Raw genomic sequence first — 6,665 nt, 5'->3', positions numbered from 1 at the left:
TGCTATCTGCTAATAGTTTTAGTATCAACTGAAAAAACTGTAAGCAATGAATTGTGAACTATTAATTATTAATGTATAATAATTATGAATTATATAAGTTGTAACAAATATTATATGTTTAAATAAGCTATTTTTGAAATTTATAGCTTTTAAGTATGAATAGTATTTTAGTAATTTATATAAAAAATTAAATAATATATGTGCTTTAATTTTAATACTTTATTTAAATAAGCTTAATAAATTTTAATCTTATAGATTATAATAATTTAGTTATTAATTGAGGTATATATATAATATGGAGTGAATAAAATGAGATTAAGAAAAAAGCCATGGGCTAGACCTGAATTAGAAGATTGCAATTTTTTTATAACAAATCCAAGTGATAATAAAGGAAATTGGAGAAAGTTGTTTAATAATGATAATCCTATATATTTGGAACTTGGATGTGGTAAAGGAACATTTATAGCTGTTCATGGATCAGAAAATAAGGATATAAATTATATAGCCATTGATATTAAAGATGAGGTATTAGTGCTAGCAAAGAGAAATATAGAAAAGGCATATAATGATAAATATACAAACATAGATAATTTAAAGCTAATGGCACAAGAAATAGCATTAATTAATGATGTTTTTAGCGAAGAAGATATTATAGAAAGAATATACATAAATTTTTGTAATCCATGGCCAAAAGAAAGACATAAAAAAAGAAGGCTTACCTATACTAAACAGTTAGAAAATTATAAGAACTTTTTATCAGAAAATGGGACAATATATTTTAAAACAGATGATGATGAATTATTTGAAGAATCGGTAGAGTATTTTAAAGAAACAAATTTTGAGATTGAATATATTACATATGATTTACATAATAGTGACTTTGAAGGAAATGTTAGAACAGAACATGAAAATATGTTTAGTGAACAAGGAATAAAAATAAAATTTTTAATAGCAAGAAGAAAATAAATCAAATTATGAAGAGTTAAGCAAAAAAGTCTCAATTGAGACTTTGTAATTTAGATTATTAAGATATTCTATTTTAGCTTAACTCTTAAAATATAAGATAAATTTTAAGATCTTAATCTACATATTAAATCCACAGTATTTAAAAAGAAATCCACTTCTCTAAGCGAGTTATATAATCCAAAACTTGCTCTAACCATTCCTGGCATTTTGCATGTTGAATCAACTAAATGCCTAACAGAGTCTGAATTAGTTAAATTAAGCAATCTCTTTACATAAGGATGCGCACAAAAAGCTCCCTGTCTTACAGCTATTGCCCTAAGATCAGCCAAAAGTTTAGCTACTTCAGCATTATACATTCCCTCAATGTTAAACACTACTATTCCTAGCCTGTCGTCTATATTTTCAATATCAGCATAATTTATAACTCCTTGTATAGAGTTTAATCCGTTCAATGCTCTTTTTAACAATAACTTTTCATTTTTTTCAATAGTATCAAAGCCAATTCTATCAATTTCCTTCATTGCTTCTACTAATGCAATTGCTCCAAAAAAATTAGGACTACCTGCTTCATTTTTTTCAGGAGGTGGTAATAATATTTCAGAATCATCTAAAACAGTTTCTACAGTTCCTCCTCCCTTAAAATCAGAATTTAATCTTTCAAAGGTTTCCGTTAAACCAACTATTGCACCACTTCCAAATGGAGCATACATTTTATGAGCAGAAAACACTAAAAAGTCTATAGAATCATCGGTAGAGCAACCCTTTATATTGATTTTTTTATGAGCTACTATTTGAGCACCATCTACTATTAGCTTAGCATTATAACTATGAACAAGTTTTGATATATAGGACAAATCATTTATATATCCTGTTACGTTTGAAGCAGCAGTAATTGTAACATATTTAACTAATCCATTATATTTTTCTAGTAAGTATTGTAACTCATCTAGATTTAATCTACCATTATTGTCTACTTCTATATATTTTAAATTACATTTTCCTCTCCAAGGGAGGTCATTGGAATGATGTTCCATTCGCGTAGTTATAATTATATCATTTTTATTTTCTATTAATATATTTGATAACCTATTAATTCCCTCAGTAGTATTATTTACAAATATAACAGTGTACTTATCTTTTGGAGCGTTAAAAAAATCAAGTATATAATTTCTACATTCTAAATATTGTTTTGTAGAATACTCTGATTTTTGTCCAAGGCCTCGACCTATGGAACCATAAAACTCACATGCTTCAGTAATTTTATCTACAACACTTTTGAATACAGGTGTTGTAGCAGCATTATCAAAATTAATTGGTATTATATAATTTTTATTTAATATAGGAACTTTCTTATCAAGTCCTATAAATAGATTTCGTAAAGAATTATCCATTAAATTAAACATAGCACTACCTCCCATATATCCTATTCAGTTAATATATTGATGGTGATTATTAAAGTAAAAAGTAGTAGGTTCTAATGTAATATTAGGAAACATATATAAATATAAAACATATACTTATAATGAAAGATTTTTTGGAGGAAATATATGTATTATAATAATTCAAATAGAAAAGAAGATGATGACGATTTAAAGTTTATACCTTTAAATATAAAAGAGCCATTTGCAGAAAAAGATTCTAGTTGGTTTCCAATAGTAAATATGAACTCTCCTAATATAAGTAGTATGACTAATAATTTTATATTAGGATTCTCTTCACCTAAAAATGGTGAAAAATTAGATGAAAGTTTTCTAGAATCAATAGATTATATACCAAGCATTAGTTATACAGGTGAAAATACACTTAATACTTATGATACTAATACAATTACTAATAGCTATAATCAAGGCACTGCTAATGGGAGTGGATATATATCTAGTAGTATTTTATCTAATAATGGTATGAATAATAGTAAATATGGAACAAAAAATAATCAAAATAATAATAGCAATGGAAATAACAATTTTGAGTTGGAGTATCCATCAGAAACTATTTCGGAAGAGCTATATTCATATAATAAAGAGGCCAAATGTTCAAATGATAATTTAAATAATATAGGAACTAATATGAATTTAAATTCAACGTCTAATACAGGTGATATTAATAACATGAATAATGTATGGGAAAGCAATAATATGGGAAATGAAATGTTTGGAACAACAAACGGAAATATGAATACTGGAATGTATGGAAATACAAACGGAAATATGAATACTGGAATGTTTGGAATGCCAAATGACATTACAAATAATAATACAAATAGTATTAACGGTAGTTGGCAGAATATTAATGATAATATAAATACTAATGAGTTTTCTTATATAGATTCTGACTATTTAAATAATGACAACTTTATTCCTATGTATATGAATTCTCCTAATGCAAATATGAATTCTACAAATATAGGTATGACTAATGGAATGACTAATAATACAAATATGAATTTTACAAATATGGTACCAACCTATGGATTCCCGAATCCTACTAGTATGGCTCCTATGACCATGGATGGTGGGTTTGGAATGACTAATAATACAAATATGAATTTTACAAATATGGTACCAACCTATGGATTTCCGAACCCTATTAGCATGGCTCCTATGACTATGGAAGGAGCATTTGGAATGCCGATTAATACAAATATGAATTTTACAAATATGGTTCCTACTTTTGGATATCCAAACAATACTAATTTGAAACCTGCTAATATACCACCAACTTATGATATACCGAATTCAGTTAATATGAATAGTGGATTCCAAAATAATTTTAAATTAGATCCTATGGATATAAATTATAATATTAATAAAAATATAGATGATTATATAAGAGATTATGAAAAAATAAATGAATCAATAAATAGCGATAAATATAGCTTCGAACCCCCTCATATGAAAATTTTAAGAGACTTAGACTTAGGAAATGATTATGAAAGTATTTATAGAGAATCTAATAATAGCGATATAGATAATATTTTCAAAAAGATAGAGGAAGATTATGGTTCTATAATGTCTACATTAAAAATATATAAAATTCCGTATCCAATAGCTTCCTTAATAATAAGGAAAATAATTAGCTTAACTTTAAAGTTTTCTAATAAAGAGTGAGGTGAATAGATTTGTTATTTAGTGAAAATTTACCAAACTTACAAAGCAAAATAAGGATTTTACATGCTATACCATCAGAACAAGCTGTAGATATTTATTTAACAGGAAATCTAATGGGAGAAAATTTAGTATTTTCAGATATAACCTGCTATGAAAATATATCATCAGATAGTTATGAAGTTCAAATATATTCTGCAGGGACTTATGCTAGACCTTTGTTTAGTAAAACTATAGAAATTTTACCTAATACTACAAGCACCATTAGTATAGTATCTTTAAATAATAATATTGATATATTTGTATTAAATGATGCAAGTGTTGAGGGGGAATTAACAAGTTGTTTTTTAAGATTTATACATTTATCACCTAATGCACCTTTATTAACATTATCATTGCCAAATAATACGATACTTTTCGGAAATGTAGAGTATTTAGAAAAAACTGGATATTATCCGTTATCACCAGCAATATATGATTTTAAATTTAGCTTTTCAGCCATAATAGGGTTGTCAAGATATATAAGTCAAAAAACTCTTAGAAATGGAAAATTTTATACCATATATATTATAGGTTTAGTAAACAAGGAGCCTAATATGGGATATCTTATGGTTGAAGATGGAAGATAGATAAATGGGCTGTCGCATAGACAGCCCATTTAAGAGTTGATAATTAAATTTTCATTGGTTGACAGTACCTTTAATGCACGTAAATGTGGCTTAATGGAATTATACATATTCCTAAAAAAATTGAAAATACATGAATTTTATTATACCCATATTGTCTAGAAGCAGGTATAAGATCAGCAAATGAAATATAAAGCATTATACCTGACACTACTGCGAAAATTACTGATAAGATTAATTCATTTATATATGGTCTTAAAAACAGAAATGCTAGTAAAGCACCTATTGGTTCGGCAAGACCAGAAAAGAAAGTATATTTAAAGGCCTTATATCTACTTTTAGTAGAATAATATATAGGCATAGCTATTGAAATGCCTTCAGGAATATTATGAAGTGCTATTGCTAAAGCTATTGATATACCTAAAGTAGTATTTTCATAGCCTGATACGAATGTAGCAATACCTTCAGGAAAGTTATGTATCATTAGGGCAATCATTGATACAAATCCAACCCTATATAATTTCCCAGATGAATGAATAATATTAGGCTTATCAGGAATTAACTGATCTATTAATAGGGCCATAAATGCTCCAATTAATAAAAAGAATATTGATAATATAACTCCATTAAACTTACCAGTGAATTTCATTAAAGTGTCTTCAGCAGAAATAAATAAGTCTGTGAATGAAACGGTAATCATTACCCCGGCAGAAAATCCTAAGGCGAAAGTTATAAGTTTATTATTTTGAGCTTTAGAAAAAAATACAATAAAAGCTCCAATTATTGTGGACATCCCAGCTATTAAAGATAATAATAGAGGAATAAAAGAATTATTGTCTAACATAGAATTACCTCGTATAGTAAATTAGTATATAAGCTGCAATAAATACCCTACACTTAATTAAAATTAGTATTTAAGTAATTTATAATGTAGAGTATTAATCTAAGCAGATATATTAATAAATATATTAGATATTAATGGATCCTATGCAAGTTATATAAAATTTCCAGGAGAAAAAATATGATAAGTAACAGAATAAAAGAAAAGTTTAAGATGCTACCAATAACATACAAAATTTTAAATGAAAATATACAAAGTAAAAAAGTTGATTTTAAAACTTATAAATATGGAGAAAATATAAAACAATATTATAGAGTTTATAATGGAGATATAAATAAACCTATAATATTCTTTATTCATGGAGGAGGATGGTGGCATGGAAGCCCCAAAACCTCAAGTTATATAGGAAAGTTTTTCTGCGATAAAGGGTACACCGTTGTACTTCCAGCTTATAGACTTGCACCTTTATATAAATATCCAGAGCAGATAAATGATGTATTTACAGCAATAAGTCATTATTTATCTAATCAATGTAAAATAGGAAATAAGAAAATCATAGTTATGGGATTTTCAGCAGGGGGAGAACTTGCAACTAATATAGTATTTAATTTTAAGAAACAAAAAGAATTTAATATTAAGAAAAACATTTTTTGTGGGTTGATCACATTAGCAGGAGTTCTTGATTTTGAAAAATGTAAGTCAAAACACTCGGTTCTGTTAATAGAAAATTATTTAGGAAAGGAATTATCATTAATAGAAATAAATCCTATAAAATTATTAGAAAATAATGATATTAATATACCAGTTTTGTGTTTGCATGGGAAAAAGGACCCATTAATAGATATTGAAAATTCTATTAGTTTTGTAAATAAGATAAGGGATTTAGGTGGAAATGCTAAATTAAAGATTTTAGAGGATAAATATCATTCAGATATTATAACATTAGTAATAGGTAAAGGAGAAAATGAATCTAAAATAATTTTAGATTTTATTGAAGATATATGAGAAATATTAAAACAAGAAATTATTTGTTGGACAATTTGAAGGTTATATTGATATTTTTCGTAGTATTTGGACACGTAATTGAATATTACATAAAAGATAGTAATATTTTGATGTCTATATATA

Annotated in this window: 6 protein-coding genes; 4 read left to right on the top strand and 2 right to left on the bottom strand. The window is 26.4% G+C overall.

Features of this window, described 5'->3' with window-relative positions:
• Positions 1-309: 309 nt before the first annotated feature.
• Positions 310-966, top strand: a complete 657-nt coding sequence (gene trmB / locus A500_RS11240) for a tRNA (guanosine(46)-N7)-methyltransferase TrmB (RefSeq protein ID WP_016207708.1) — start codon at positions 310-312, stop codon at positions 964-966.
• 104 nt (positions 967-1,070) lie between these two features.
• Here trmB and A500_RS11235 read toward each other — a convergent pair whose 3' ends face one another.
• Positions 1,071-2,369, bottom strand: coding sequence for an aminotransferase class V-fold PLP-dependent enzyme (locus A500_RS11235; RefSeq protein ID WP_016207707.1), 1,299 nt, complete (start codon positions 2,367-2,369; stop codon positions 1,071-1,073).
• A 144-nt stretch (positions 2,370-2,513) separates the two neighbouring features.
• On the opposite strand from A500_RS11235, the gene A500_RS19520 reads away from it, so the two are divergent.
• Both A500_RS19520 and A500_RS11225 read left to right on the top strand, forming a co-directional pair.
• Positions 2,514-4,073, top strand: coding sequence for a hypothetical protein (locus A500_RS19520; RefSeq protein ID WP_016207706.1), 1,560 nt, complete (start codon positions 2,514-2,516; stop codon positions 4,071-4,073).
• A gap of 11 nt (positions 4,074-4,084) precedes the next feature.
• On the top strand, positions 4,085-4,699 hold the full coding sequence (locus tag A500_RS11225) for a DUF4397 domain-containing protein (protein WP_016207705.1): 615 nt from the start codon (positions 4,085-4,087) through the stop codon (positions 4,697-4,699).
• Between the two features lie 70 nt (positions 4,700-4,769).
• Here the strand turns inward: A500_RS11225 and zupT are convergent, their stop codons facing one another.
• A complete protein-coding gene (zupT, locus tag A500_RS11220; protein ID WP_016207704.1) occupies positions 4,770-5,540 on the bottom strand; it encodes a zinc transporter ZupT in 771 nt (256 codons plus the stop codon).
• 177 nt (positions 5,541-5,717) lie between these two features.
• On the opposite strand from zupT, the gene A500_RS11215 reads away from it, so the two are divergent.
• Positions 5,718-6,542 carry an alpha/beta hydrolase gene (locus tag A500_RS11215; protein ID WP_016207703.1) on the top strand — a complete coding sequence of 275 codons (825 nt, stop codon included), beginning with the start codon at positions 5,718-5,720 and terminating at the stop codon, positions 6,540-6,542.
• The last annotated feature ends 123 nt before the right edge of the window (positions 6,543-6,665 follow it).

The sequence above is a fragment of the Clostridium sartagoforme AAU1 genome, from assembly GCF_000401215.1.
GTDB classification, from domain to species: domain Bacteria; phylum Bacillota; class Clostridia; order Clostridiales; family Clostridiaceae; genus Clostridium; species Clostridium sartagoforme.
This window is presented reverse-complemented; position numbering and strand designations above follow the sequence as displayed.